This window comes from Streptomyces sp. NPDC107581 (assembly GCF_055657175.1).
Window position 1 is genome coordinate 632,807 of sequence record NZ_JBVKBH010000003.1, and the last position, 23,444, is coordinate 656,250.

Genomic DNA, 23,444 nt, shown 5'->3' on the forward strand with positions numbered 1-23,444 from the left:
CGGCGCGGAATGCGGCACCGGTTCGGGGCGTGCCGGGGTCCATGGGCGTCAGCCGGTCCAGAAGTCCCACCAACGGGTCAGAATCAGCATGCCGACGACCGCGGTGTGCAGCAGCGGCAGCAGCCAGGTGAACTCGGCGAGGAACGTCCGCAGCGCGGCCGGTGCGGGCAGGAACCGCTGCCGTACGGCGTACGACGTGACGTACCAGAACACGAAGATCGTGGCGACCCACGCCAGACAGCACCACAGGCACAGCGCGTTGATCCGGTACAGCGACTGGAACTGCAACCACGACACGAAACCGATCCCGAACAGGCACCCGGCGCCGAAGGCCAGCCAGTACCAGCGGGGGAAGGCGGCGCCGGCCAGCAGGCTCACGCCGACGCAGATCACGATGCCGTAGGCCACCAGGCCCAGCATCGGGTTGGGGAAACCGAAGGCCGAGGCCTGCGCGCTCTTCATGACGCTGCCGCAGGACACCACCGGGTTCAGGCTGCACCCGGGAGTGAAGTCCGGGTTCTGGAGCAGCTTGAACTTGTCGAGGGTGATGACCCAGGAGGCCAGCAGCCCGGCCGTGCCCGTGAGCACCAGGAGCAGTGCGAGGGCGCGGCCGGCGCCGGCCGCCCGGGGCGCCGGTGCCGCCATCAGGCGCTCGGGCCGCGGGCCGGTGGGCCGGGCGCGCCGACGCCGCGGCACGACGGCGGAAGGGTCGGCGTGACCACCGCCGTGACCGCGCGGCACGACGGCGGCAGGGACGGCGTGACCACCGCCGTGGCGCCGCCCCACGACGCCGGCAGGGACGGCGTGACCACCGCCGGCTAGGACGTCGTGGTGGGCAGGCCCGGCAGCGTCGGCAGGCCCGGCAGGGTCGGCAGCCCGGGCAGGTTGGGTACGGGCAGGCCGCCGGAGAGCAGCAGGGCGGCGAGGTAGTTGACGAGGCCCGTGAGCACGCCGGTGACCGCCGGGACGACCTGGGTGGCGTCGCCGGAGGTGACGGCCTTCAGGAGAGCGTCCAGTGCCTTGGTGAGCGCGGCGAGCGCGTCGCTCGCGAGGTCGGCCCGCGCCTTGGCGGTGCCGGCGTTCTCGGCGGTCCGGGACGGCGAGCCGGAGGCCGTCGGCGCCGCCGCGGTCACCTTGGCGATGGCGTCCTTGGCGGCCTGGACGAGCTGGGTGGCCTGGTCGGTGGGGAGCTGGCCGTTGTCGGCCTTGAGCACCGCGTTGAGCAGGTCGGTGACCGGGGTGAGCACGATCCCGAGGTTGGCGAGGAGCTGGATCTGCACGAGGAGCGCGTCCGCGCCGGGGACGGGCGCGTGGGACGCCGCATGGACAGGCTCCCGGGCGGAGTCGACCGCGACGGCGGCCGGGCCGGTGACGCCGGCCAGGAGGCCGGCGCAGAGTGCGGTGGACGCGATACGCCGTACGGACAGACCACGCATGGGGGTTCCTTTCGATGGTGCGTCGGATCTTGTGCCCACCGTGAAATCACCCACCACCATCTGCAACCGATCATCTGCGCCGGGTGCCCGGCCGTCCTTCAAGAACCTTGGATCGTCCCTGTTCAGACGACACGTCACGGCCATCCCGGGGACCGGGTGAAGCGCCCGCCCATTCGGTCCAACGCGGTCCGGTGCCACTGCACGCGCGCGTGCCGGACCCATTGACGATCTCCTACGTGTGAGTGAGTTGACTTCCCAGTACTTCGCCACCGGCGACCTCGGCTCCCTCGACGGCGACGGCTACCTGACCATCACCGGCCGCAAGAAGGACATGCTCGTCACCTCCGGCGGCAAGAACGTCTCCCCGGCCGTCCTGGAGGACCGGCTGCGCAGCCGTCCGCCCGTCGGCCAGTGCCTCGTCGTCGGCGACCGGCACCCCTTCGTCGCCGCCCTCGTCACCCTCGACCCCGAGGCGGTCGCCCACTGGCTGTCGGTGCGCGGGCTCCCCCGGGACACGCCGCTGTCGGAGGTCGTCCGGGACCCGAGGATGCGCGCCGACGTGCAGAAGGCCGTGGACCACGCCGACGAGGCCGTCTCACGGGCCGAGTCGATCCGTGCCTTCGCCCTGGTCGAGGGCGAGTTCAGCGAGGAGAACGGGCTGCTCACCCCGTCCCTGAAGGTGAAGCGGCAAGCGGTGACGGCCGCGTACGCGGAGCAGATCGATGCGTTGTACGGCGCGTGATCCCGTCGGGCACAGACGGGCAATCGGGTGAATTCCGTGGCATTTCGCGTGTCCGGGTTTCTTCGGGCATCCACATCTCGTTCACAGTCTGCAGGTCGTGGCGCGTGTGAGCGTGCAGCATCACGGTCGCCGCGACGACCCTGCGGAACCACGGTGATCGACAAGATCGCATGAACGACTGACGGCGGAGCGGCACGGACCTGGGAGCCGTGCCACACCGACTCCGGAGCAGCCCCCCTTCACCTGGCTCCGGGGCCGGGTTTCCGTTCCCCCCTGAGAGAAAGACAACGAGAGTGCGACAGACCCTGAGCAAGGGATTGGTCGTGGCCGCAGCCGCGACAACCGCCCTGTCCCTGTCCGGCACATGGGCGTCCGCGGACTCCGGTTCGCTTACGACAGCGGACTCACCCGCCACGGTGGCGAGCGACCTGGGCAGCTGGGACGTCCTGGACGGGCCGGACGCCCTGCAGCCCGCGCTCGGCGGCATGGCGTCCGCGCACAGCGTCGCCTCGGCCTCCAGCTCTTCGCTCGCACAAGGTGCCGCGAAGCAGGCGCACCGGGCGGCCCCGGGCACCGCGGCCGCGGCCACCCCCAGCGCTTCGCAGACGCCGAGTGCGGTGCCTTCCTGCGGGTGCCATGGCGACGACACGCCGCCCAGCTACGGCGACAACACGCCGCCCGGGTACGGCGAGGACGAGCCGCCCAGCTACGGCGACGACTCGCCCACCCCCACGCCGACCAAGACACCGCCTCCGCCGAAGAGCACCCCGCCGGCCACTCCGCCGGCCGTCACGCCGCCCGCGAAGCCGACCCCGGTGGTGTCCACGCCTCCGCAGATGGCCCAGACCGGCGCCGAGAGCGTGCTCGGCGGGCTGGCCGCCAGCGGGGCGCTGCTGGCCGCCGGAACCGTCCTGTTCCGGCGCGGCCGGGCCGGATCCCACCGGTAGGACACCGGGTGCCGGACGCCTCGCGCCCGGCACCCATCGGCCCCCTTCCGGTCACCCTTGCGGGCGATCGGCGTCGAGCCATCCGACTCATTTGGTGCAATTAGCGTATATATGGCTGTGCCTCAGTCATGGGGCGCAGCCGCACCGAAGGAGTCGGAATGACGTCTGGGCGTCGCCGGTCCACCCTCAGACGACTGGCGTACCTCACCGCCGGGGTGCTGGCGTCGGCGGCTGTCGTCCCGGGCCCGGCCGTCGAGGCGGGCGCCACGGGGAACCCGGCCGCCCATCCCTGCGTGCCGGTCGCGCAGTCCGCGACGCCCGCCGCGTCCTCGGCGGCGCGGCCCGCCGCCCCCAGCCCCGCGGCGTGCTCCGCGATCGGGGCGGGCGCCCCCTCGGGACCGGCGGCACAGCCGCCCGCGATCGGCGCCTTCCTCCACTACGGGCCCGCCGGAGTGGCGCGCATACAGGGGCTCAGCAACTGGCTCGACGGCTCCGAGGTGCGCGTGGGACGCACGTATCTTCCGGGGGACCTGTGGAGCAACATCGAGGGCGCGCCCGGCTTCCTCGACAGCTGGGTCGACTGGCGGCGGGCCAAGGACGACCGGCTCTTCGTGCTCAACGTCCCGATGATGGAACGCAACGAGGCGCACCTTTCCGACCCGGAGGTCAGGGCGCTGCTGCAGCGCGCCGCGGCCGGCGAGTTCGACCAGCACTTCCGGGCCCTGGCCCAGCACCTCGTCGACCTGGGGGCGCCGGACACGATCCTCGTGCTCGGCTGGGAGATGAACGGCGTCACGTACACCCACCGCTGCGGCCCCGATCCGGAGAGCTGGAAGACGTACTGGCGGCGCATCGTCACCGTCATGCGCGAGGTGCCCGGGCAGAAGTTCAGGTTCGACTTCGCCCCCAACCGGGGCGCGGACGCGGTGCCGTGGCCCGAGTGCTATCCCGGTGACGACGTCGTCGACATCATCGGGATGGACTCCTACGACCAGCCGCACGGAATCACCTTCGACAAGCAGGTGTCCGAGCGCTACGGCCTCCAGTACCAGGTCGACTTCGCGAAGGAGCACGGCAAGCCGACCTCGTACCCCGAATGGGGCCTGTACCGCAACGGCGACAACGTCCCGTACATGCTGCGGATGCTCGCATGGATGGACGAACACCCGCCGCTGTACAACTCGATCACCGACTACTGCCCGCACGGCGTGTGGCTGTGCTCCGACAACCCCCGGGCGTCCGCCCTCTACCACGCGGCACTGGCCGGCCGTCAGGCGCCGGACCCGCAAGCGGATCCACAACCGGTTCCGTCCCTTCCGACGCCGCCGACGCTTCCGTCGGACCCGTCGGACCCGTCCCCGCCCGCGCCCACGACCCCCCTCGCGCCGCAGCCGACGCCCAATCCGACACCGGCACCCACGCCCCCGGCAACGGCCACGCCCGCCCAGCCGGCCCGCTGTCCGTGCGGCACGCCGCACGGACTCCCCCGCTAGGCGCACCGCTCGGGCCGAGGGCAGGTTCGCCCTCGGCCCGAGCGGGGACAGCACAGCGGGACGACGACACAACGGGAGGACAGCGCGAACGGAGGACAGCGCCACCGGAGGACAGCGCGTTCGGGAGCCGGCGCTGGCGGGACCCGGCGCGCGCGGGAGCCGGCGCTAGTGGGAGTCGGCGCTAGTGGGAGTCGGCGCTAGTGGGAGTCGGTGGTGGCGCCCCGGCGCAGGACCTTCTTGGCGCAGCCGCGCGCGGCGGCCTCGCCGACGGCGGCCGCCAGCAGCGGCGCGGTGCGGCGACGGGCCAGCAGAAGACGCTGGTTGACGACGCTCTGCGGGCACCACCGGTACTTGTACGGCTCGGTGCCGCGCAGCAGGCTCAGGGTCTGGCGCTCGCCCTCGGCCGCGAGATGCTCGGTGGAGGCCCGCAGCAGCATCGCCGCCACATCCGCCTTGCGCTCCCGCAGCTGCGGGTCGACGCCGTACAGATACAGGCCCGCCACCCTCCTCGACATCAGCGTCAGATCGAGCGCGACCACCGCTCCGTCGAGCACGAACTCCCTGACGACCGCCTCGCCGGAGCGGACCATCGGGCCCGCCGAGCGGACCAGGTGCTCCAGGAACCGCGGCCGCAGGTGCTCCGCCGTCACCTTCCGGCCCTGCCACTGCAGCCGGTGCAGTTCAAGGAGGCGGCGCAGCGCGTCGTCGGTCTCGTCGTGGCCCACGAGGTGCCACTCGACGCCGAGCCGGGTGAGCTTGTTCATCTTGTTGCGGATCCGCTGGGCGCGCGCCGTCGGCAGCCGCCCGATCAGCTGGTCCATGGGGAGGGCGGGCAGCTCCAGGCACTCGGAGTCGGGCACCCGGTGACGCGGGCCGCGCCAGCAGCGGTAGATCCGCTCCACCGCCCCGCCCGGCCGCACCTCGCGGAAGTCGATCAGAGCGGTGCGGGCCAGGTCGGCCAGGGCGTCCGCCAGCGCCACGGCACCCCGGGCGGCCGCCGTCTCGTCGAGGAGCACATCGCCGAAGTCGGAGATGGCGCCGCCGATCGGTACCAGCGCCGGCAGCGGGTGGTGCACGCGCATCAGCGGGGCGGCGGCCACCAGTTCACCGTGCTCCCGCACCAGCACGAGCCGCAGCCCGCCCGGCGTTCCGTACGACAGCCACCACGAGTGCAGCCAGGCGTGGCTCTGGAACGGCGTCGCCGACCGGCAGGCCCGGTGCAGGCGTCCCCACTCCCCCGCCAGCTCCGCGAACGCGTGCTCGTCGGTGCACACCTCCACCGACAGCGGGCGGGCGACCACGGTGGTCACAGCACCCCCTGGGCGTCGGCGGCGGGAGCCGGGCCGGGCAGCTGTGCCCGGCCCGGGTCGCCGTCCGCCGCCCGCCGGGGCCGGACCAGCAGCACAAGGCCGCCCAGCAGGCCGCCGGCGCCCGCCCCCACCAGCGTGGTCAGCGCCGGGGACGCGGACGACGGCTCGGTGGGCCTGAGGGCGGCGGACAGCCGCACCAGCTCGACACCGGTGGCCTTCACGGACCGTGCGGCCTGCAGGGTCACCGCGCCGGTGACGGCATTGGCGATGGCGGCGGCCTGGCCGGGGCGTCCGGAGGTCGCCGTGATCGCGATCATCGGTGCGTCGGGGGAGGTCGCGGCCCGCACACTCCTGCGCAGCTTCTCCACCGGTACGCCGGCCCGTTCCTCCGCCTGCCCCAGCACGGCGAGCTGCGTCACCACCCGGCCGTACGCCTGCGCGAAGCCGAGGGCCGCCGCGTGGTCGGACTTCGATTTCTCGGCCGGTACGGCGATGACGTAGCTCGTGGCCGAGTACTGCGGCGGCTTCATCACTCCGTACCCGCCTCCGGCCGCGGCGCCGAGCAGTGCGCCGGCCGGGATCAGCCACAGCGGGGACAGCCGCGACACGCGCGCGCGGACGCGGCGGTGCAGTGGCACGCGCGGTGTGGGGGTGTCGGTCATCAGGGACTCACTTCCAGGTCGTGCCGGACAGGGCGGCCGTGTACACGTCCATCAGCTGCCGGGCGGTGCGGTCGATGCCGTAGTGCCGCACGGCGTCCGGCACGGTTCGCTCGCCGGGTCCTGCCGCGCGCAGCCGCAGCACTTCCGGCGCATAGGTCTCGGCGCCGCCGGTGAGCCGCCGGGCGCCCGGCGCCGCGTCCGGTGGCAGGTCCTCCAGGGCGGGGGCGGTCGTGTACAGCACGGGCAGCCCGGCCGCGAGCGCCTCCAGCACGGCCAGGCCGAACGTCTCGTCCGTGCCGGGCGCGGTGAGCACGTCCATCGCGGACAGCAGCGCGGGGAGGCCGGGCGTGTCGCTGCGGGGGTCCGGCAGGTAGGGCAGCTCGCCGGTGAGCACCACCCGGTCCGCGATGCCCAGTTCGCGCGCGGTGCGCCGCAGCGTCTCCTCCTCGGGCCCGGAGCCGGCCAGCAGCAGCCGTACGTCGCCGGGCAGCCGGGCCACCGTGCGCAGGACCACGTCGAAGCGCTTGGCCGGGACGAGGCGGCCGACGCCGCCCATCACGAACGCGTCCTCGGGCAGTCCGAAGTACGCGCGGGCCTCCTTGCGGCGCACCTCGTCGAACCGGAAGCGGGTGGCGTCGATGCCGTTCGGGACGACACGGATGCGCTCGTCGGGCACGCCCCAGCCGCGCAGCAGCCCGGCGACCGTCGGGGAGACGGCGACCGTCACCCGGCCGAGGCGTTCGGTGGCCAGGTACAGGGCGCGGATGCCCGCGTTCAGCCTCCGGCCCTCCAGCTTCGTCGCGCACAGCGAGTGCTCGGTGGCCACCACGGCCCGGACACCGGCGAGGCGCGCGGCGATCCGGCCGTACACGCACGCCCGGTACAGATGGGTGTGCACCACGTCGTAGCGGCCGGCGCGGATCCGTCCGGCCAGGCGGAGGAGCGCGCCGAGGTCCCGGTTGCCGCGCATGCCGAGGTCGGTGACGCGGACACCGTCGGCTGCCAGCCCGTCGGCGACCTGGCCGGGATTGGTCAGGGTGAGCACGTCGCACTGCGCGGGCAGCCGGCTCACCAGCAGACGCAGTTGCTGCTCGGCTCCCCCCACGCCGAGGCCGGTGATGATGTGCAGGACTCTCATGACCCCTCCAGGGCGCGTCCCCAGGCGCGGGCGAGCCGCCGCTTCAGCTCCAGCCGCGGTGCCGTGTCGGCCTGCCCGATGTGGATGCGGGGCAGCGCGAGGTCACCGGCGTCCTCGGAGGCGGGGGCGATGGCGCAGGCGTAGCCGTAGCCGGCGTCGTGCACGGCGGCCCTGGCACGCGCGTCGACCGTGCCGTACGGATAGCAGAAGCCCTGGATCTCCTGGCCGGTGATCTCGGCGAGCAGGGCGCGGCTGTCGCGGACTTCGGCGTGCAGCACGGCGTCCGGGACCTGGGTGAGGTCGACGTGCGTGAGACCGTGCGAGGCGACCTCGACGCCCGCGGCCACGAGGTGGCGGATGTCGTCCGCGTCGAGCAGCCGCTTGCGCGGGCCCGAGACCTCCCACTCGTTCTCCCCGCCGAGCCGCCCGACCACCGGGAACACGGTGGCGCTGCACTGCCGGCGGCGCAGCACGGGCAGCGCGACGGTGCGGAAGTCGGCGTACCCGTCGTCGAAGGTGAGCCCGACCAGCCCGCGCTCCTCGCCCCGGGCCCGGGCGGCGAGCAGCTCGCGCATGCTCACCCCGCGCAGACCACGGCTGCGCAGCCAGGCGAGCTGGCCGTCGAGACGGGCCGCGGTGACGGTGACGTTGAACGGGTCCTGCGGGCAGTCCGAGACGGAGTGGTACATGGCCACCCAGGCTGCGGGACCCCGCCGGGGCCGTTCCCGTACGAACGGTTCGCAGGCCGGTACGGCCGCGGAGGGAGGTTCGGAGGTGTCAACGACCATGTGAGTGCTTTCGTGTGAGGGAGCATCGGTGGGTGAGGAAGGCCAAGGGGGCCAGCGACCTGGCGCCCGCCACGTCGAGGACCCGGGCCAGCAGCAGGTAGACGGCGGTGACGCCCAGGCAGCCCGCGCCGACGGCGGCCAGGGGCGAGGCGAACTGGTGCGCACAGACGAAACCGGCCGCGGCGGCACCCACGGCCGCGCCCACCGGCTTGGCCAGTTCGGCGACGACGGGGCGGACGCGGACGGCGAGGCTGCGCCGTCCCAGCCCGCGCAGCAGGAGCAGTGCGGTGAGAGTGATGCCGACCGAGTTGGCCGCGGCGATGCCGCACGCGCCCCAGGGCCCCACGGCCCAGGCGCCGATGACGGCGGTGGCGACCATGCCCACGGCCATCACGCCCGTGGGATACCAGGTGGCGCGGCCCGCCGAGAAGTACGACCGCACCAGCGCGCCCACCAGCGTGTGGCCGAGCAGCCCGAGCGTGTACACCCGCAGCACGGCGGCGGTCGCGGCGGTGTCCCCGGCCGTGAAGGCGCCGCGCTGGAAGAGCAGCTGGACGATCTGCGGGGCGCACGCCATGATCGCGGCGGCGCCCAGCAGCGCGATGCCGGTCACCGTCACCAGATCCCGCTCGATACGGTCCCGGGCCCGCCGTGTGTCGCCCCGGGCGATGGCCTGTGCCACCACGGGGAAGGTGACCACGCACAGCATCAGCGCCAGGGACATGGGCAACTGCCCGATCTTCTGGGCGTAGTTCAGGTGCGAGATGGCGCCTGCGGGCAGCGCGGAGGCGTAGTGGCGCTCGATGAGCACCTGCGACTGGCGGCACAGGGCGAAGAGCAGGACCGCGGAGACGAGGGAGAAGGTGAGCGGCCGGTCGCCGTCCGCGCCGCGCGCGGCGGCGGGCCGGTCGGGCCGCTCGGCGAGCCGCCGCCACAGGGACGGCACCTGCACGGCGGCCATCAGACATCCGCCGACGGCGACGCCGAGGGCCGCGGACCGCACGCCCCAGCGCTCGCCGAGGACGAACATCGTGGCGATGATCGCGATGTTGTACGCGACGTAGATCGCCCCCGGGGCGAGGTACGTGCGGTGGGCCCGCAACGCGGCGCTGCAGTACCCGGCCAGCCCGAAGCTCAGCACGCAGGTCGCGGTCAGCCGGGTGCAGGACACGGCGAGGGAGGGGTCGGACAGGCCGGGCGCGAGGACGCCGACCAGCATCGGTGCCCCGGCCGCGAGCACGGCGGCCACGACGGCGAAGGCCAGGCACAGCCGCGGCAGCGAGGCGGCGACCAGCGCGCGTACCGGGTCGTGGACGCCGTCCCCGGCCGTCCGCCGCGCCAGCGCCACGCTGAACGCGGGCACGAGCACGAACGCCATCCCGTCCTCGATCAGCAGCGTCGAGGCCATCTCCGGCAGGGTCCAGGCCACGAGGAACGCGTCGGTGCCCGCACCGGCACCGAAGAGATGCGCGAGCGCCTGGTCCCGTCCGAGTCCGAGCAGCGATCCGGCCACGGAGAGCAGGGCGGAGACGAACGTCGCCCTCGCGAGAAAGCCGCCCGAGGGAGCACCCGTCCGGTCGGCGGAGGGCGGTGCCGGGGCCAAGGCCGGGGCGGGGTCCGGGGCGGGGGCCGGGCGCCGGGCGACCGAGCGGAGGCGGTCCGCACCGGTCGGGGGGTCGGACGCGGCCGCGGTCGTGGGACCGGACGCGGCCACGGACGTGGGACCGGACAGGGCCGAGGCCGCGGGACCGGATGCGGCCACAGCCGCAGGGCCGGACACAGCAAACGACGTGGCACCGGACACCGCCGAGGCCGCGGGACCGGACGCAGCCACAGCCGCAGGACCGAAGACAGCCACGGCCGCAGCACCGGACACCGCCGGAGCCGCCGGACCGGACGCGGCCACAGCCGCGGAGCCGGACACAGCCAGGGACGTGACCGACGCGTCTGTCGACGTGGCCGACGCGTCCCCGGTCGTGGCCGAAGTGCCCCTGGACGTGGGTGAAGTCCCCCCGGCCGTGATGGAGGTGTCCCCGGGTGTGGTGGAAGTGTCCCCGGGTGTGGTGGGGGTGGGTCTCATCGCGCACCCGCCTGCCCTGCGGTGGCCGGCGTCGCGTCGCGTGCCAAGGCCCACCAGGCGGCGACGCCGAAGACCACGGCCGTCAGGATGGTCGAGGGCCCGCCGATGTCGGCGTAGAGGAAGTCCACGAGCTGCCACAGCAGCAGCCCGCAGGCCGCGATGGCGCAGTCCCGGGCGCGCCCGGCCCGGCGCAGCCGCCGCAGCGCGCAGACCAGCAGGGCCAGCCAGCTGCCCGCCACCGTGAGCAACCCCAGCAGACCCTGCTCGCTGAGGACCAGCAGGTACATGTTGTGCGGGGAGAGCAGCGGCTGGCGCCGGTAGGTCCAGCCCGCTCCTTCCGTGTCGCTGCCCGACGACAGCGCGAGCGAGGCGTGTCCGTCCCGGTGTTCGGGGAAGGCCTTCAGCCCGACGCCCGTCACCGGGTGCCCGCGCCACATGTCGGTGGCCGCCGCCCACAGGCTGTAGCGGTCGACGACCGACTGGTCCGGTGCGGCGGCGACCTGGGTGATGCTGGTCAGCCGCTCCTGCAGCACCGCGGTGCCGGCACCGAGCCCGCCCACCAGCACCACCGAGGCCGCGGCCGCCGCCGCCAGCACGATCGCCGCCCGCCGCACCCCGGCGAACAGCAGCTGCGCCCCGCATCCGACGGCCGTGGCGATCCAGGCACCCCGGCTGAAGGACAGCGCGAGCGGCACGAGCAGCGCCAGCGCGCACCCGGCCGCCACGGCCCGCTGCCGCCGCTCCCGCGCCCCGAGGGCCAGACCGGTCGCCACCACCAGCCCGAACGCGACGACCGTCGCCATCCCCATCACGTCGGTCGGCCCGAACGTGCCCACGGCCCGGATGTAGGCGCCCTGGTACGAGGCACCGGTTCCGGTGAGGTACTGGTGCACCCCGACCGCGCCCTGCCACAGTGCGAGGCCGACCAGCGACCACAGCAGCAGCCGGGCGTCGCGCCGGTCCCGCACCAGCAGCACCACCGCGATCGGGACCAGCACGAACACCTGCAGGTAGCGGGCCAGTCCGGTGAGGGCGTCGCCGGGTGTCGCGGCCCCGCTCGCGGCGACCGCGAGGCCCACCACAGGCAGCCCGAGGACGACCGCCGCCGTGCGCGTGAGCGGGCGCCGCGCCTGCCGGACGGTGTACAGGACGGCCCACAGCACGACCAGCCCCGAGGCCGCGTCGGCGGGTGTGGCCCTGCTGTCCGGCGCGATCGGCAGCCCCAGCAGGACGAGTACGGCCACCACGGGCAGGACGGGCAGGACGGAGCCGGTCCGGCGCAGCGCCGGCAGCGGCAGCATCAGCGGGCGCGAGGCTGCCGTGGGAGTGCTCACCGGTGCTCAGCTCCCCGTCGGCCGGAGGAAGAGGGCGGCCGTGCGCGCCAGGATGCAGACGTCCTGCCACAACGACCAGTTGTCGATGTAGGCGTTGTCGAAGCGACACCGGTCCTCGATCGAGGTGTCGCCGCGCAGCCCGTGGATCTGGGCCAGTCCGGTGATCCCGGTCCGCATCCGGTGGCGCGCCGGGTAGCCCGGGTGGGCCTGGCTGAACTTGGTGACGAAGTAGGGCCGTTCGGGCCTCGGTCCGACCAGGCTCATGTCACCGCGGAAGACGTTCCACAGCTGGAGCAGTTCGTCCAGCGAGGTGCGGCGCAGGAACTGGCAGAAGCGGCCCATGTCCTGCGCGTCCGCCACGCTCCAGCGGGTCGCGGCCTCGTGCGCGCTGGCGGGGCGGTGGGTGCGGAGCTTCAGCATCGTGAACGGCCGTCCGTCCTTGCCGATCCGCTCCTGCCGGAACACCACGCCCGGCCCGTCGACGGCCCTCAGTACGACCGCGCACACCAGCAGCACCGGTCCGGCGAGCAGCAGGAGCGTGCCGGAGAGGACCACGTCGAGCATCCGCTTGCCCACGCTGCCGCGCCGGCGGCCCGCGCACAGCAGCCTGCGGGAGAAGCCCGCGAGATGCCCCGCCCGCGCATGCGGCTCGGGCAGGCCGTAGGACGGTGCGTCCGCGTCGAGTTCCCACAGCACGCATCCGAATGCGGCCAGGTCCCGCAGCAGGGAGGCCTTCTGCACGCGGGTCGCGGCCCCCACGACGAGCACCGTCTCCACACTGTTCTGGATGAGCGCGCGGTACGCCTCCTCACCCGTGGTCAGCACCGGCAGTGCGGGTCCGTCACCGGGGTCGAGGACGGAGTCCGGGGCGTCGCCGACGATTCCCACCGGCCGCACCCCGCAGTCGGGGCAGCGCTGCAACGCGGCCGCGACCCGCATGGCCGCCGGGACCGGACCGACCACCAGAGCGGGACGGGGCTGGTGCTGCAGCGCCCTGCGGCGACGCCCGTGCACCGCCCCGCGGCCCGCGCAGGCCACCAGGCAGTGCACCGCGCACGCGGTGGCGAGCACGGTCATCGGCAGCGGCCGCAGCGGGGAGAACGCCGCGACCACCGCCCAGCCGACGACGACCCGTCCGCAGACGGCGGGCAGTTCGTCGAGCGCACCGGGGACGACCGAGGTGTCGTAGAGCAGGGCCTGCCGGTTCAGGCCGATCACGCACAGGGCCAGGAAGGCGATGAACAACGGGTATCGGTGCGCGCCGGGCACGAGCAGGGCGCCCAGCAGGATGCCGCTGCCGTCGACGATCAGCAGCGGCGTCCATGAGGTCAGCCGCAGACGACGGGATCCCCGTCCGGAGGGCAGCGTCCGGCCGGCGGCGGTGCCGGGCGGTTCGAGGACGGAGACGGCGCGCCCCGCCGCCCGATGCTGCCCGGCAGGAGGGGGAACGGTTCGTTCCGCTCTTTCCGCACTCATGTGGTGATGGACTCCCTGCTCTGGTTGGGGACGACCAACGGTCTGGGGACAACGCCGAGCAGTTCGCGGTACACGCCGGTCACCGCATCCGCGGCCCGCCGTACGTCGTGGGCGGCGAGCACATGGGCACGGCCCTGTGCGCCCAGCGCCGCGCGCAGCGGCGCCCGGCGCAACAGCTCCGTCAGCGCCCGCGCCAGTGCGTCCGGGTCCTCCGGCGGCACCAGGCAGTACGGCAGGTGGCCGGGCGGCAGGCTCTCGCGCGCTCCGTCCACATCGGTGACGAGGACCGGCCGGCCGCACGCCATGGCCTCCAGGGGGACGAGTGCCATGCCTTCCCAACGGGACGGGAGGACCACGACATCGGCGGCCCGGTACCAGGGAGCGGCGTCGAGCGCCGGGCCGGCGAACTCCACCGAGGCGGGCGAGCCGGCGTACAGCCGGCTCGCGTCCGGACCGTCACCGACCAGCACCAGCCGGGCGGCGGGCATCTGCCGCTCGACGGCGGGCCAGGCCTTGAGGAGCACGTCCTGGCCCTTCTGCCGGCACAGCCGTCCCACGCACACCACAAGGGGACCGGATCCGGGCCGGGCGCTGTTCCCCTCCGGCCGGAACCTGCGGGTGTCGACGCCATTGGGCACCACGTGCCAGCGGGCGGTGATGCCGTGCTGTTCCCCGGTGCGTCGTTCCGCCTCGCTCACGCACAGGACACGCGCCGCCCAGCGCGCCCCGAACCGCTCCCAGCGCAGGGCCGCGTGGGCCATGGCACCGTCCACCGCCTCGAACGACCAGGCGTGCGGCTGGTAGACGGTCGGGACCCGGCCGCGCACCGCGAGCCGTGCCGCGAGCCCTGCCTTGGCGCTGTGCGCATGCACCACGTCGGGCCGTACGTCGCGCACGAGCCGTGCCAGGCGCCGTACTTCACCCGGCAGCCAGGGCCCCGGGGCACGGGTCGCCCGCCAGGGGAGCACGTTGCAGCCCACCGCGCGCAACGCGTCCGTCAGCGTGCCGCCTTGCGGGCAGGCGACGGTGACGTGCAGCCCTGCGGCGAGCTGTGCCGCCGCCAGGTCCGTCACGAACCGGGCGACACCGCCCTCGACCGGCTGGGCGACGTGCAGGACGTGCGGCTCACGTGCAAGGAACGGCGTCGCATGGTGCTGGACGGGACCAAGGGGAATGCGCATGACCGAGGCTTCCCTTCCGAAGAAAGATTCCGAACCCAGCGCACGGTGTGCGGTCGTGGGTTCGATAAGAAATGCGTCGGATTCAGGAGACAACACTAGCCTCTTATCCGTAAGTATCCGCGGAGCCGTCAACTGTGTCGGAATGACGCCCTTCACCCGAGGCCATTTCTCGCATGAGATCACCCACTTGGAGGCACGGCACACCAATGGCGGATGGCATTACAGATAATCCGATGAAAATTCCTGCGACGGCATTCCGGATAAGCGGCCGGTCCCGCCACGTCCCTGATCAACAGGTCTTTTCGTATGAGTTCCGGGAACTTGCCGTCAGCGGAGTTTCCCGTGGTGTCCCTGTCTCGTTAGCCCGGAAGAACCGAGATCCCAGGTACTCGCGGCGTCCTGAGGCGAAAGCCCCCTCCGGCGGCCCGGGTTACGGAAGAAAGGAACACGATGAAGAAGCTGAAGGCTGCCGCCGTCCTGGTCGGGACCCTCGCCATCGCGACCGCCGCGGCCCCCGCCCTGGCGGCGGACATGCCGGCACAGGGCCTGCTCGAGGACGGGAAGACGATCGCCCACACGCTCCCCGGTGCGACCGACGTCCCTGCGGGCGCCCTGGCCAACGACATCAGGACCACCGCGCAGGGCGTGAAGCAGTCGGGTGTCGTGAAAACGCCCGTCTTCGGCGGCACCCTGCCCAATCCCCTCAACGGCAAGCCTGCCGCCGCACTGCCGATCGGCAAGAAGAAGTAGGGACGCATACCGGCTGGGTGATTCGGGTCGGCTCCGCGCAGTTCTCGGAGCCGACCTTCGGCGTACTCGGGGCCGATCACGAAGGTTCAAAAGCGTTTTGCTGCCCAGCACAGCAGGAGACGACACCGGCATCCATCGAGACGGAACTCCGGCCGAGACGAGACGGAACTCCGGCTGGGACGGAACTCCGGCGCCCCGTGGGATGCAATGCCGGGGCGCCCAGCGCGAGGCTTCGGGGCAGAAATGTTTCGTCATGCAAAAACGCCGATGGCGGCCCGCCGACACTCGGCGGGCCGCCCGGCTGGAGAACTGCTCAGAACAGCAGGCCGCCCGTGTACGGGGCCAGCTGCGACTGGTCGACCATGGCCGTGTTGCACGCGGCGTAGTGCGAGTTCGGCGCGACGACGCCGCCGAGGACGGCACCGTTCGACCACGGCGCGATGCAACGGCCGTCGACAAGGGCACCGTTGACGACGGCGATCCCCTGCTGCGGGGCGTTCACGACGATCGGCGACTCCGAGAAGCCGTTGCCGCCGGTGACGGTGGTGTTGTTGTCGGCCGCAGCGGTGCCGGCGGCCGCGAGAACGATGCCCGCGGCCAGGGCGGAGAGGGCCGTAACCTTGTTACGCATGATGCGCCTTTCGAATGGGGGGCGGGTTGCGGGCGGACGTCGAGGACGTCCGCCCTACTCCGAAGCGATCGGAGCGCGAGGGGGTCAGAAGAGCAGGCCGCCCGCGTACGCGGCCTTCTGCGACTGGTCGACAGCCGCCGTGTTGCACGCGGCGTAGTGCGAGTTCGGCGCGGCGACACCGCCGAGGACGGCACCGTTCGACCACGGCGCGACGCAGCGGAGGTCGACGGCGTCGCCGTTGGCGACGAGCACGCCCTGCTGCGGGGCGTTCACGACGACCGGGGACGACGAAAAGCCGTTGCCGCCGGTGACGGTCGTGCAGTTGTCGGCCGCGGCGGTGCCGCCGGCCGCCAGGACGATACCCGCGGCGAGGGCGGAGATGGCCGTAACCTTGTTACGCATGAGATGGCCTTTCCGGGCTGCGTTTCGAGGGGGTTCACCTGCTCGGAATTACTCGGAGCAGGGGGTCAGAAGAGCAGGCCGCCCGCGTATGCGGCCTTCTGCGACTGGTCGACGGCCGCCGTGTTGCAGGCGGCGTAGTGCGAGTTCGGCGGAACGACGCCGCCGAGGACGGCACCGTTGGACCACGGTGCGATGCAGCGGCCATCGACGAGCGTGCCGTTGACGACGACAACACCCTGCTGAGGGGCGTTCACGACAACCGGGGACGACGCGAAGCCGTCACCGCCAGTGGCGTTGGTTGTGTTCGAGTGAGCGGAGGCAACGCCAGCGCTGCCGCAGACAGCGCCAAGGGCGAGTGCAGTGATGACCGCGAGCTTCCTGGGCAACTCGGTTCCTTCCTGAATTCACGGTAGGCCACGCTTACATAGCAAGAAACCGAAATATGCGGTGAAAAGTCACGCGGACACCGCCCCTACGGGGTGGATTCCACCGGATGGCGGAACGACCACCAAGTTGGAATCGGTGCGGCGCCTTTCGACCGGGCCACAAAGGGCCGATGGAGTGAATGCAGACATGCGTCCGGCCCACTGGCAAGGAGGGGTCCAGTGGGCCGGACAGGCTTAAAGGCGGGCTCCCGGCACGGCTTCGGGCGCCGAGTGGGTGCGGAGCTGCTGGTCCGGATCCAGGCTCTGGGCCTGCGCCTTCGAGGCACCGGACGGGGTCGAACCAGGGCCGCCGCCGGGGGACCGTCCCGCGCGGTGGCGGTACAGGTCTCCGGCCGACGAGAACCGGATCAGAGTGTCAGAATTCCGAGCTTTTTCGTGTCACGCCTGGTTGAGCAGGCTGCCGAGTCCGGCACTGGTCGGCCCATTCAGCGGGTGAACCTGAACGGCCCCGGTGCCGACCGGGTTCTTCACCGGAATTGCGGGCTTCGCGGTGCTGCCGCGGCCCATACCGTCCAGATATACGCCGGAGATTTTCGCCGGCTTGTACGTTCCGGAGACTTTCGCCGACTGGTTCTGGTCGAACGCACTGCCCTTGGTGATGTTGCCGTTTCGGGCCACTCGCATCACGGTGTCGGCCGCGGGCACGAGAGCCGGAGCCACCTCGGTCTGGGACATGAGTCCGAGCGGTCCGGTTTCGCTGACAGGTGCCTTGGCAGCGGCCGAGGCCGCCACGGCGGAGCCACCCACAAGACCCGCACCGATAGCCAACGCCGCAGTTGTGAAAACTGCCTTCTTCATGATTCACCTCACTTGAAAGTTACCTCTGATCCGACAGATGGAGAACATAGCAGTCCGCAGTCGGCCCAAAGCGATGCGCTACTCCATACGCATGAATGCCACAGGAGTGAAACAACGCATTGCTCAGGTTTATCCAGAGGTATTCGCATCTGGTCGGCGAATCAATTGATCGTATGGTGCGTCAAGCGCGAGACGGCCATATGCTCAAATGAAAGGGGAATTGCACCGGCGCTTACGCACCGCCCTACGACACCACGTCCTTGCGGGCGAACCCCCGGAAGGCGAGGGCGAAGAGCACCAGGGCGTAGGTCACGGAGATCGCCGTGCCCTGGAGCATGCCGGACCACTCGGGGTGCGGCTGGACGGCGTCGGCCCAGGCGAACTGCCAGTGCGCGGGCAGGAAGTCGCGCCAGTGGCCGAGGGCCGTGACGGCGTCCAGGACATTGCCGACGATGGTCAGGCCGACCGCCCCGCCGACCGCACCCAGCGGGGCGTCCGTCCGTGTCGACAGCCAGAACGCCAGCCCGGCGGTGACCAGTTGGGCCACGAAGATGTACGCCACGACCACCACGAGCCGCTGGGCCGCCGTACCCGGGGCCAGTGCGCCGCCGGTGGGGATCTGCAGCGGGCCCCAGCCGTAGGCTGCCGTGCCGGCCACAAGGGCCACCACGGGCAGCAGCACCATCGCGGCGAGGCTGAGCCCGAGCGCCACGACGAGCTTGGACCACAGCAGGCGGGCCCGGGGCACGGGCGCCGCGAGCAGATAGCGCAGCGAGGACCAGCTCGCCTCCGAGGCGATCGTGTCCCCGCAGAACAGGGCGACCGGGATCACCAGGAGGAAGCCCGCGGAGACGAACAGGTTCACCGCGGCGAAGTTGGCGCCGGACGCGGTGGCCGTGTCCATCAGCGTGACCTGGCCGTTGCGCCCCGCAGGGTCGCCGCCGATCGCGAAGGCGATCAGCAGCACGAACGGCAGGGCGGCCAGGATCCCGCCCATGACCAGCGTGCGGCGCCGCTTGAGCTGCCGGGCCAGCTCGACGCGCAGGGGCAGGGTGCGGGCCGCGCGGTAGCCGGAGGCGACCTCGACGGGCTCGGTGAGCGCGCTCATGCGGAACCTCCGATCAGGGTGAGGAAGGCGTCTTCCAGGCGCCGGTGGGGGCCGACCGAGGCGACGGGCACCTCCAGGCGCACCAGCTCCACGACCAGGTTCTCGGCCGTGCCGCCGGGTTCGAGACGGACCAGCAGCCCGTCCTCGGCGCGTACGGCGGAGGCGACGCCGGGCAGGGCGGCGATCTTCTCCACGACCGGTTCCTCCACGGGCGTGCCGGTGCCGACCAGCAGCGTGTCGCCGGAGCCCACGATCTCCCGCACCGGACCGGCCTGCACGAGCCGGCCGCGGTCCATCACCACCAGGTGGGTGCAGGACTGCTCGACCTCGGCGAGGAGATGGCTGGAGACGATCACCGTGCGGCCGCCGGCCGCGTAGCGGATCATCACCTCGCGCATCTCGCGGATCTGGGGCGGGTCGAGGCCGTTGGTGGGCTCGTCCAGGATGAGCAGGTCGGGCAGGCCGAGCATGGCCTGGGCGATGGCGAGGCGCTGGCGCATGCCCTGGGAGTAGGTGCGCACCGCGCGGGCGAGGGCGTCGCCGAGGCCGGCGATCTCCAGGGCCTCGGCCAGGTGGGCGTCCTCGGGCGGGCGGCCGGTCGCCCGCCAGTACAGCTCCAGGTTCTCCCGGCCGGACAGGTGCGGCAGGAAGCCCGCGCCCTCCACGAAGGCGCCGACCCTCGACAGCACCGGCGCGCCGGGCCGGATGGCGTGGCCGAAGACGCGGATCTCGCCGCCGTCCGGCTTGATCAGGCCCATCAGCATGCGCAGGGTGGTGGTCTTGCCCGCGCCGTTGGGCCCGAGCAGGCCGAGGACCTGGCCCTTCTCCACGCGGAACGACAGCTCGCGCACCGCGTACCGGTCGGCCGACTTGGCGTAGCGCTTGCTCAGGTCCGTTATCTGCAGGGGGACTTCGGCGAGCTGCGGGTCGGGCGCGGGGGCGGTCGTACGGCGGCGTCCGGCCACCAGCAGGGCGAGCGCCGCGGCGGCACCGGCCAGGGGCAGCCACCACACCCAGGCGGGCAGGGGCGCGGCCGCGGTGGTGACGGCGGGGGCCGTGGGCACGCTCAGGGCTCCCTTGAGGGAGACGGTGTAGGTCGCCGGGGCGGCCGGGGAGGCGTAGCCGAGGTCGGTGGAGGCGAGGACCAGGCGGAGCCGATGGCCCTTCTGCACCTCGTGGTCGATCGCCGGGAGGGTGATCGTGACGTCCTTGCCGGTCCTGGCGCCGGTCACCCGCAGGGGTGCGACGAGCTGGGAGGGCAGCACCTGCCGGGTGCCGCCGGGGCCGACGTCGTAGACCTTGCCGAAGAGGACGGCGTCCTGGGTGGTGGAGGTGACATGGGCGGTCACCGTCGGCGAGCCGGTGACCGTGAGGTCGGCGGCGACCGGGGCGGAGTCGAACTTCGCGTACTGGCCGGGGAAGTCGAGGGAGACGCCGACGCCGAGCGCGGACAGCTGGGCGAGGCCGCCCGTGCCGCCGAGGCCGGGCAGGGCGGAGACGCCGGGCGGGCTGGCGCCGGCCGGGTTGGCGAAGCGCTGCTCGCCGCCGGTCAGGGCGATGGCGCGCTGGTGGTCGTGCAGGCCGGGATAGCTCTTGGCGCTCGCGCCGCGCATCTGGGCGGCGCCGGTGGTGGAGTCGACGCCTCCGGTGCGGGTGATGCGGAAGGCCGGGCCGGTGTCGGCGGACCTGTCGTCCTTGAGGTAGCGGTCGAACCAGGCCTCCACCCGGCCCTGCACCCGGGCGTTCTCCAGGTCGCCGCCGTCGTGCCCGCCCGCGATCCAGTCGACGTCGACCGGGGCGCCGCCCGCGCGGACGGCCTTCGCGGCCGCGTCGGACTGGGCGAGGGTGAACAGGGAGTCGGTCTGGCCCTGCACCAGCAGGGTGGGCACCTTGATGCGGTCCGCGACCGCGGACGGCGAGCGCTCCTCCAGCAGCCTGCGGGCGGCGGCGTCCGGGGTGCCGGACTCGGCGACGCGGTCGTACATCCGGCACAGGTCGGGCTCGAACCTGGCGCAGCCGCCCCCGGTGTTGAAGAAGATGCCGGCCCAGAGCTTCTTGAACACGCCGTTCGGGAACAGGGCGTCGGCCAGGTTCCAGTAGGTGATGGCCGGGGCGATGGCGTCGACCCGGTGGTCGTATCCGGCGGCGAGCAGGGAGATCGCGCCGCCGTAGGAGCCGCCGGCCATGCCCACGCGCGGGTCGCCCGGCTTGTCGAGGCGGACCTGGGGCTGCTTCGCCAGCCAGTCGATGAGCCGGGAGACGTCGGCGACCTCGTGCCGCGGGTCGTTCAGCCCGATCTTCCCGGTCGAGTGCCCGAAGCCGCGTGCCGACCAGGTCAGCACCGCGTATCCGGCACGGGCGAAGTCCTCGGCCTCCTCGCGCACGTCGTCCTTGGTGCCGCCGAAGCCGTGCCCCAGCAGGACCGCGGGGCGGCGTCCGGCCCGGGCGCCGGTGAAGTAGGAGGTGTCGATGCGCGTCCCGTCGGCCATGGTCATGACCCGGTCGCTGCGGTGCACCGGCGGTGCCTCGTCGGAGGCGACGGCCGTCCAGGTGCCGGCGCCGGCGAGCACCACGACGGCGGCCACGGCGGCCATCAGCCGGCGCGGCCCCTTCAGCAGTCCTCGCAGCGCGGGCACGCCCCGCGCCCTTCGCCCCCGGAGGGGCGCCTCGGCCGGTGCGCGCCCCTCCGGGGGCCGGTGAAGATCCATGCCTCCCACGGTACGGGCCGCCGCCGACAACGGATGCGGCCGCCGGGCTGAACCCCGGCCCCTCCTTGGGGAGTACGGCTCTGCCGCCGCGTACTTCGAACGTGGTACGAGAGACCCCATGGAGATTCGCCGAGCCACGTCCGTCACCGAGGTCGCCGCCGCCGGCCCGCTCTTCGACCACCCCGTGCGCACCGAGTGGGCGGAGCGCTTCCTCGGCACCGCAGGGCACCATCTGTTCCTGGCGTACGAGGACGGCGGGGACGTTCCGGCCGGTTTCGTCAGCGGGGTCGAGACCGTGCACCCCGACAAGGGCACCGAGATGTTCCTGTACGAGCTGGCGGTCGCGGAGCCGTACCGGCGCCGTGGGATCGGGCGGGCGCTGGTGCTGCGGCTGGCCGGCCTGGCCCGGGAGCGCGGCTGTTACGGCATGTGGGTCGGGGTCGAGGCCGGGAACGACGTCGCCCTTGCCGCGTATCGCAGTGCGGGCGGCAAGGACGACGGGACGTGCACGGTGGTGACGTGGGACCTCGGCTGACCGTCAGGCCTGCGCGTCCTCCGGGATGGACACCAGCCAGCGGGTGTCGCGGCGCGGGCGGAGGTAGAAGGCCCAGTAGAGCGTGGCGACCGCGGTGATGCCGCCGGTCCACAGCAGGTAGCTCGCCTCCTGCTGGGTGAGGATGTAGCCGAGGACCGCGATCAGCAGGACCGGCATCGCGGGCCACAGCGGCATCCGCCAGGCCGGCGTGTGCTGGTGGGAGCCGCGGCGGGCCAGCAGGGCGGCGACCGCGACCAGCAGGTACATGCCGGTCACCGAGACGCCGGTGACGCCGTAGAGGGTGTCCAGGTTGACGAAGCAGAGCAGCGCGCCGGGGACGCCGACCGCGAGCGTGGCGACCCAGGGGGAGCCGAAGCGGCCGAGCTTGGAGAAGACACTGTTGACCGGGCCGGGCCAGGCCTTGTCGCGGGCGGAGGCGAACAGGACGCGGGAGTTCTGGATGACCATGACGATGCCCGCGTTGATGATCGCGAGGGCCACGCAGAGGCTGACGAAGGTGCCGACCGCGGAGTTGGACCAGGCGGTGACCATGGAGCTGATGTCGCCGCCGGTCAGTTCCTTGAGGTCGGAGGCGCCCATGGTGATGGCGGCGACCGGGACCAGGATGATCACGGTGGAGATGGCGAGGGTGGCCAGCACCGTGCGGGCCACGTTGCGGCGCGGGTGCTCCAGTTCCTCGGAGAGGTAGACGGCGGTCGAGAAGCCCTGGGTGACGAAGAGGGCGATGGCGAGCCCGGAGACGACCAGCATGGCCGTGACGGTGTCGGTGTGGCCGTTCGAGCCGGCCACCTGCATGGAGACCAGGCTGCCGACGCCGCGGTGGCTGTGCGTGAAGCCCAGCATGGCGACGACACCGGCGGCGATGACCTCCAGGACCAGGAAGATGCCGGTGATCCAGGCGTTGGCGCGCAGGTCGAGCAGGCCGGCGAGGGTGGCGAGCAGCATCACGCCGGCGCCGGTCATCGACGGGTCGAGGTGGACGATGGGTGACAGGTAGTCCGCCGTGCCCATCGCGATCACCGGCGGCACGATCATGACGACCAGCAGGGACAGCACGAAGACCAGCCAGCCGGCGAGCCGTCCGGCCATCGTCGACACCATGGCGTACTCGCCGCCCGCGCTGGGGATGAGGGTGCCCAGCTCGGAGTAGCAGAACGCCACGGCGATACAGAGGAGGGAGCCGATGGCGATCGTCAGGGCGGTGGCGGTGCCGAGCGAGCCGAACAGGTCGGGGACGACCACGAAGAGCGTGGAGGCGGGCGTGACGCACGAGAGCGTGAGCAGGGTGCCGCCGACCACGCCGATGGATCGCTTGAGCTTCTGAGGGCTGTCAGAAGCCACAGAGGCATCCAGGACGGCTGTCTCGACAGGGCGGAGCGTGTCGGTCATGCGGCGGTTCCGATCGACTCGTGCGACTGAGATGGGGGTCGGGAGCGCTATCGCCTCCGGCGGCTCGTC

General features: G+C 72.6%; 21 protein-coding genes and 1 pseudogene. 5 read left to right on the plus strand and 17 right to left on the minus strand.

Annotation, left to right across the window (positions count from 1 at the left end; all coding sequences use genetic code 11):
• Positions 1-48: 48 nt before the first annotated feature.
• Positions 49-645 (minus strand): vitamin K epoxide reductase family protein, encoded by a 597-nt coding sequence (locus tag ACZ7P3_RS09540; protein ID WP_472080336.1) that lies wholly within the window; start codon positions 643-645, stop codon positions 49-51.
• A gap of 173 nt (positions 646-818) precedes the next feature.
• Complete coding sequence (locus ACZ7P3_RS09545) at positions 819-1,436, minus strand: hypothetical protein (protein ID WP_472080177.1); 618 nt, start codon at positions 1,434-1,436, stop codon at positions 819-821.
• 247 nt (positions 1,437-1,683) lie between these two features.
• Here ACZ7P3_RS09545 and ACZ7P3_RS09550 point away from each other — a divergent pair.
• The 3 genes and pseudogenes from ACZ7P3_RS09550 to ACZ7P3_RS09560 form a co-directional block, all read left to right on the plus strand.
• Positions 1,684-2,178, plus strand: a pseudogene (locus ACZ7P3_RS09550) (long-chain fatty acid--CoA ligase); the annotation flags it as partial.
• A gap of 323 nt (positions 2,179-2,501) precedes the next feature.
• Positions 2,502-3,125 carry a hypothetical protein gene (locus ACZ7P3_RS09555; protein ID WP_472080179.1) on the plus strand — a complete coding sequence of 208 codons (624 nt, stop codon included), beginning with the start codon at positions 2,502-2,504 and terminating at the stop codon, positions 3,123-3,125.
• Positions 3,126-3,283: 158 nt separating this feature from the next.
• Positions 3,284-4,618, plus strand: a complete 1,335-nt coding sequence (locus ACZ7P3_RS09560) for a glycoside hydrolase family 26 protein (protein WP_472080181.1) — start codon at positions 3,284-3,286, stop codon at positions 4,616-4,618.
• A gap of 197 nt (positions 4,619-4,815) precedes the next feature.
• Here ACZ7P3_RS09560 and ACZ7P3_RS09565 read toward each other — a convergent pair whose 3' ends face one another.
• The 8 genes from ACZ7P3_RS09565 to ACZ7P3_RS09600 all read right to left on the minus strand — a co-directional run bounded on the left by ACZ7P3_RS09565 (position 4,816) and on the right by ACZ7P3_RS09600 (position 14,587).
• Positions 4,816-5,928: a GNAT family N-acetyltransferase gene (locus ACZ7P3_RS09565; protein ID WP_472080183.1), complete on the minus strand. Its 1,113-nt coding sequence runs from the start codon at positions 5,926-5,928 to the stop codon at positions 4,816-4,818.
• The gene (locus tag ACZ7P3_RS09570) at positions 5,925-6,590 is read right to left on the minus strand and encodes a YveK family protein (protein ID WP_472080185.1); all 666 of its coding nucleotides are present in this window, start codon (positions 6,588-6,590) and stop codon (positions 5,925-5,927) included. Before ACZ7P3_RS09570 ends, ACZ7P3_RS09565 begins: the two co-directional genes overlap by 4 nt.
• A gap of 7 nt (positions 6,591-6,597) precedes the next feature.
• Entirely contained in the window at positions 6,598-7,728 is a 1,131-nt protein-coding gene (locus tag ACZ7P3_RS09575; protein WP_472080187.1) for a glycosyltransferase, read from the minus strand.
• Complete coding sequence (locus ACZ7P3_RS09580; protein ID WP_472080189.1) at positions 7,725-8,516, minus strand: polysaccharide deacetylase family protein; 792 nt, start codon at positions 8,514-8,516, stop codon at positions 7,725-7,727. Before ACZ7P3_RS09580 ends, ACZ7P3_RS09575 begins: the two co-directional genes overlap by 4 nt.
• Positions 8,506-10,278 (minus strand): murein biosynthesis integral membrane protein MurJ, encoded by a 1,773-nt coding sequence (gene murJ / locus ACZ7P3_RS09585; protein ID WP_472080191.1) that lies wholly within the window; start codon positions 10,276-10,278, stop codon positions 8,506-8,508. The genes ACZ7P3_RS09580 and murJ overlap by 11 nt, the downstream gene beginning before the upstream one ends.
• 314 nt (positions 10,279-10,592) lie before the next feature.
• Positions 10,593-11,897 (minus strand): O-antigen ligase family protein, encoded by a 1,305-nt coding sequence (locus tag ACZ7P3_RS09590; RefSeq protein ID WP_472080338.1) that lies wholly within the window; start codon positions 11,895-11,897, stop codon positions 10,593-10,595.
• A gap of 39 nt (positions 11,898-11,936) precedes the next feature.
• Positions 11,937-13,406: an exopolysaccharide biosynthesis polyprenyl glycosylphosphotransferase gene (locus tag ACZ7P3_RS09595; RefSeq protein WP_472080193.1), complete on the minus strand. Its 1,470-nt coding sequence runs from the start codon at positions 13,404-13,406 to the stop codon at positions 11,937-11,939.
• Positions 13,403-14,587, minus strand: coding sequence for a glycosyltransferase family 4 protein (locus ACZ7P3_RS09600; RefSeq protein ID WP_472080195.1), 1,185 nt, complete (start codon positions 14,585-14,587; stop codon positions 13,403-13,405). Before ACZ7P3_RS09600 ends, ACZ7P3_RS09595 begins: the two co-directional genes overlap by 4 nt.
• Before the next feature lie 450 nt (positions 14,588-15,037).
• Between ACZ7P3_RS09600 and ACZ7P3_RS09605 the strand changes: the two genes are divergently transcribed.
• Entirely contained in the window at positions 15,038-15,337 is a 300-nt protein-coding gene (locus ACZ7P3_RS09605) for a hypothetical protein (RefSeq protein WP_472080196.1), read from the plus strand.
• Between the two features lie 313 nt (positions 15,338-15,650).
• Here ACZ7P3_RS09605 and ACZ7P3_RS09610 read toward each other — a convergent pair whose 3' ends face one another.
• From ACZ7P3_RS09610 to ACZ7P3_RS09635, 6 genes are all read right to left on the minus strand, one after another.
• Complete coding sequence (locus tag ACZ7P3_RS09610) at positions 15,651-15,968, minus strand: hypothetical protein (protein WP_472080197.1); 318 nt, start codon at positions 15,966-15,968, stop codon at positions 15,651-15,653.
• Positions 15,969-16,052: 84 nt separating this feature from the next.
• The gene (locus tag ACZ7P3_RS09615) at positions 16,053-16,370 is read right to left on the minus strand and encodes a hypothetical protein (RefSeq protein ID WP_472080199.1); all 318 of its coding nucleotides are present in this window, start codon (positions 16,368-16,370) and stop codon (positions 16,053-16,055) included.
• Positions 16,371-16,435: 65 nt separating this feature from the next.
• A complete protein-coding gene (locus ACZ7P3_RS09620) occupies positions 16,436-16,624 on the minus strand; it encodes a hypothetical protein (RefSeq protein ID WP_472080201.1) in 189 nt (62 codons plus the stop codon).
• A 570-nt stretch (positions 16,625-17,194) separates the two neighbouring features.
• Entirely contained in the window at positions 17,195-17,614 is a 420-nt protein-coding gene (locus tag ACZ7P3_RS09625; RefSeq protein WP_472080202.1) for a hypothetical protein, read from the minus strand.
• A 244-nt stretch (positions 17,615-17,858) separates the two neighbouring features.
• The gene (locus ACZ7P3_RS09630; RefSeq protein WP_472080203.1) at positions 17,859-18,722 is read right to left on the minus strand and encodes an ABC transporter permease; all 864 of its coding nucleotides are present in this window, start codon (positions 18,720-18,722) and stop codon (positions 17,859-17,861) included.
• Positions 18,719-21,316, minus strand: a complete 2,598-nt coding sequence (locus ACZ7P3_RS09635; protein ID WP_472080340.1) for a CocE/NonD family hydrolase — start codon at positions 21,314-21,316, stop codon at positions 18,719-18,721. Before ACZ7P3_RS09635 ends, ACZ7P3_RS09630 begins: the two co-directional genes overlap by 4 nt.
• A gap of 232 nt (positions 21,317-21,548) precedes the next feature.
• On the opposite strand from ACZ7P3_RS09635, the gene ACZ7P3_RS09640 reads away from it, so the two are divergent.
• Complete coding sequence (locus ACZ7P3_RS09640) at positions 21,549-21,965, plus strand: GNAT family N-acetyltransferase (protein WP_472080204.1); 417 nt, start codon at positions 21,549-21,551, stop codon at positions 21,963-21,965.
• Between the two features lie 3 nt (positions 21,966-21,968).
• Here ACZ7P3_RS09640 and ACZ7P3_RS09645 read toward each other — a convergent pair whose 3' ends face one another.
• Complete coding sequence (locus ACZ7P3_RS09645; protein WP_472080205.1) at positions 21,969-23,375, minus strand: APC family permease; 1,407 nt, start codon at positions 23,373-23,375, stop codon at positions 21,969-21,971.
• Between the last annotated feature and the right edge of the window lie 69 nt (positions 23,376-23,444).

Coding starts and splice junctions, on each gene's coding strand:
- ACZ7P3_RS09540 (WP_472080336.1), bottom strand. CDS start 645: ATGGCGGCACCGGCGCCCCGGGCGGCCGGCGCCGGCCGCGCCCTCGCA.
- ACZ7P3_RS09545 (WP_472080177.1), bottom strand. CDS start 1,436: ATGCGTGGTCTGTCCGTACGGCGTATCGCGTCCACCGCACTCTGCGCC.
- ACZ7P3_RS09560 (WP_472080181.1), top strand. CDS start 3,284: ATGACGTCTGGGCGTCGCCGGTCCACCCTCAGACGACTGGCGTACCTC.
- ACZ7P3_RS09570 (WP_472080185.1), bottom strand. CDS start 6,590: ATGACCGACACCCCCACACCGCGCGTGCCACTGCACCGCCGCGTCCGC.
- ACZ7P3_RS09575 (WP_472080187.1), bottom strand. CDS start 7,728: ATGAGAGTCCTGCACATCATCACCGGCCTCGGCGTGGGGGGAGCCGAG.
- ACZ7P3_RS09580 (WP_472080189.1), bottom strand. CDS start 8,516: ATGGTCGTTGACACCTCCGAACCTCCCTCCGCGGCCGTACCGGCCTGC.
- ACZ7P3_RS09590 (WP_472080338.1), bottom strand. CDS start 11,897: ATGCTGCCGCTGCCGGCGCTGCGCCGGACCGGCTCCGTCCTGCCCGTC.
- ACZ7P3_RS09595 (WP_472080193.1), bottom strand. CDS start 13,406: ATGAGTGCGGAAAGAGCGGAACGAACCGTTCCCCCTCCTGCCGGGCAG.
- ACZ7P3_RS09600 (WP_472080195.1), bottom strand. CDS start 14,587: ATGCGCATTCCCCTTGGTCCCGTCCAGCACCATGCGACGCCGTTCCTT.
- ACZ7P3_RS09605 (WP_472080196.1), top strand. CDS start 15,038: ATGAAGAAGCTGAAGGCTGCCGCCGTCCTGGTCGGGACCCTCGCCATC.
- ACZ7P3_RS09610 (WP_472080197.1), bottom strand. CDS start 15,968: ATGCGTAACAAGGTTACGGCCCTCTCCGCCCTGGCCGCGGGCATCGTT.
- ACZ7P3_RS09615 (WP_472080199.1), bottom strand. CDS start 16,370: ATGCGTAACAAGGTTACGGCCATCTCCGCCCTCGCCGCGGGTATCGTC.
- ACZ7P3_RS09625 (WP_472080202.1), bottom strand. CDS start 17,614: ATGAAGAAGGCAGTTTTCACAACTGCGGCGTTGGCTATCGGTGCGGGT.
- ACZ7P3_RS09630 (WP_472080203.1), bottom strand. CDS start 18,722: ATGAGCGCGCTCACCGAGCCCGTCGAGGTCGCCTCCGGCTACCGCGCG.
- ACZ7P3_RS09635 (WP_472080340.1), bottom strand. CDS start 21,316: ATGGCCGCCGTGGCCGCCGTCGTGGTGCTCGCCGGCGCCGGCACCTGG.
- ACZ7P3_RS09640 (WP_472080204.1), top strand. CDS start 21,549: ATGGAGATTCGCCGAGCCACGTCCGTCACCGAGGTCGCCGCCGCCGGC.
- ACZ7P3_RS09645 (WP_472080205.1), bottom strand. CDS start 23,375: ATGACCGACACGCTCCGCCCTGTCGAGACAGCCGTCCTGGATGCCTCT.